The organism is Sphingobium sp. D43FB (assembly GCF_002312805.1).
Lineage (GTDB): Bacteria > Pseudomonadota > Alphaproteobacteria > Sphingomonadales > Sphingomonadaceae > Sphingobium.
The window spans coordinates 1-2216 of record NZ_NMUA01000103.1 but is presented as its reverse complement, the minus strand read 5'-3'; the positions used below and the strand labels follow the sequence as shown (position 1 = coordinate 2216).

Genomic DNA, 2216 nt, shown 5'->3' with positions numbered 1-2216 from the left:
GCACTGGCAGCGCCGCCCGCCAAAAGCTGATCGAGAAGCTCATTCGGTATGGCAGGCTCTTTGCGTCGAGACATAGTGGGACTCCCTTTTTACCCATTATGCCCGCCCGCACACGGAAATCCTGACAGTCCCGTGACCGTCTTCTTTCCACGCCGGACGCCTGCCAGCCCCATGGCGCGCATTAATCGTTCCACCGTGCATTTCGCCACCATTATGCCTTCACGCCGCATCTGGTGCCAGACCTTGCGTGCGCCATAGAGGCCGAAGCTGGCCTCATGGACCCGCTTGATCTGCTCCCTGATCTCCTCATCGCGCCGGGTACGTGCCGGACGTCGGCCAGGATCGATACGGCGTGCGGCATGTTCATGGTAGGAGGAAGGGGCGATCGCCAGTTCACGGCAGATCGGCTAGATCCCCAAATCCTCGCGATGGGCGTCGATGAACGCCATCATCATCTTCCGGGGCGGTCAAGCTCCGCCATCGCAAAATACGCAGATGCCTTGCGCAAAATCTCGTTGGCGCGGCGCAGTTCCTTCACTTCGCGCTCTAGCAGCCTTAGCCGCTCACGGTCATCGGCAGCCAACGCCGCTGGCCCCGCTCGTCGGCCCGCCTCCTCGCGGCACCAGCGGCGCAGCGTCTCCAGCGAGCAGCCGAGCTTCGCAGCGATCGACTTCATCACTTCCCATTCCGAGCCATATTCGGCCCGCTGCTCCATCACCATACGAACCGCCCGTTCGCGAACTTCAGGTGAAAATTTGTTGGTTGTCTTGCTCATAACGGATGCTCCTTCTCACAAGTTGGAGCCTCCTGGAAACCCGGGGCGCTTCAGGATTTCCGTGTGCGGGCGGGCATAATGGGTAAAAAGGGAGTCCCACTATGTCTCGACGCAAAGAGCCTGCCATACCGAATGAGCTTCTCGATCAGCTTTTGGCGGGCGGCGCTGCCAGTGCCGCTTTCGAGCAGGGCGGTCTGCTCGATTCGCTGAAGAAGGCGCTGACAGAGCGTGCCCTGAATGCGGAGATGGATCACCACCTCGCTGGCGAAGACGGCGTCGGCAACATGCGCAACGGCTACGGTCGAAAGACGGTAATGACCGACACCGGCAAGTTGGCGATCGACGTGCCGCGCGATCGCCAGTCGAGCTTCGACCCGCAGTTGATCGCCAAGTATCAACGCCGCTTTACCGGCTTCGACGACAAGATCGTGTCGATGTACGCGCGAGGCATGAGCACCCGCGAGATCACCAGGCACCTGCACGATCTTTACGGCATCGACGTCTCACCCGATTTGATCGTAAGCGCGCATTTCGCAGCACGTTGCTTCCGGAGGCAGAGCGGCCATCATAGTTGACGCTGGACGAGACAGGCCACCGCAACGACGTCGGCGGGTCAGGCGTGTCTTTCGAAGTTGAATGGCAGCAGGTCGTCGATATCGGCGTCGTGAGGTCGCTGGGGCAGTTCAGTGAGGACATGGCGTAGCCACGCGAGAGGCTCGACGCCGCAGGCGCGGCAAGTCAGCATCAGGCTGTAGGTGACGGCACTCGCCCGTGCGCCGTCCACGGTGTCAGAAAAGCCAGGATTTTCTTCCTGTTGCAAAAACCCTGATGTCGCGTTCGAGAAGATTGTTATCGATCGGCATCCTGCCGTCTTCGACGTAGCGCGTCAGGTATTCCCACTGGTTGAGGGTGTAGGATACCGCATCACCAAGCTTGGTGTCGGGCACAACCTTAGGTGCGATGTCATCGAGCCACGCCTTGAGTGCGTCCAGGACCGGGACGCTATGTTTCTGGCGGAAGCGGCGCATGTAGCTGGCCTGTGTAGCTGGCCTGTGTAGCTGGCCTGCGTTTCTCCCTCATCGGGTATTTCGTCCCGCGCCTGCCTTTCGATCCGGTAGAGCTGGTCGAAGAACTTGAGGGCCTGCGTGGGTGGACCTCGGAACTGGTGTTATCCACCCTGCAGGGACTGTCAGGATTTCCGTGTGTGGCCGGGCTTAATGGGTAACAAGGAGTCCCACTATGTCACGACGCAAAGAATCCGTTATTCCCAATGCGCTTCTCGACGAGCTTTTGGCCGGAGGCGCTGCCAGTGCGGCATTTGAACAAGGTGGCTTGCTGGATTCGCTGAAGAAGGCGCTGACGGAGCGCGCGTTAAACGCGGAGATGGATCACCATCTTGCGACAGGCGAAGGTGCCGGCAACACGCGCAACGGCTATGGCC

The 2216-nt window shown here is 60.2% G+C and carries 4 pseudogenes and 1 other annotated feature; of the pseudogenes, 2 read left to right on the top strand and 2 right to left on the bottom strand.

The window, feature by feature from the left end:
• Positions 1-122 precede the first annotated feature (122 nt).
• Positions 123-775 (bottom strand): annotated as a pseudogene (locus SxD43FB_RS23350) (IS3 family transposase); the annotation flags it as partial.
• Positions 378-494, bottom strand: a sequence feature (AL1L pseudoknot). (Overlaps the previous pseudogene by 117 nt.)
• 101 nt (positions 776-876) lie before the next feature.
• On the opposite strand from SxD43FB_RS23350, the pseudogene SxD43FB_RS23345 reads away from it, so the two are divergent.
• Positions 877-1293, top strand: a pseudogene (locus tag SxD43FB_RS23345) (transposase); the annotation flags it as partial.
• A gap of 95 nt (positions 1294-1388) precedes the next feature.
• Here SxD43FB_RS23345 and SxD43FB_RS23340 read toward each other — a convergent pair.
• Positions 1389-1931: pseudogene (locus tag SxD43FB_RS23340) on the bottom strand (transposase); the annotation flags it as partial.
• Between the two features lie 83 nt (positions 1932-2014).
• Between SxD43FB_RS23340 and SxD43FB_RS23335 the strand changes: the two are divergent.
• Positions 2015-2216, top strand: a pseudogene (locus SxD43FB_RS23335) (IS256 family transposase); the annotation flags it as partial.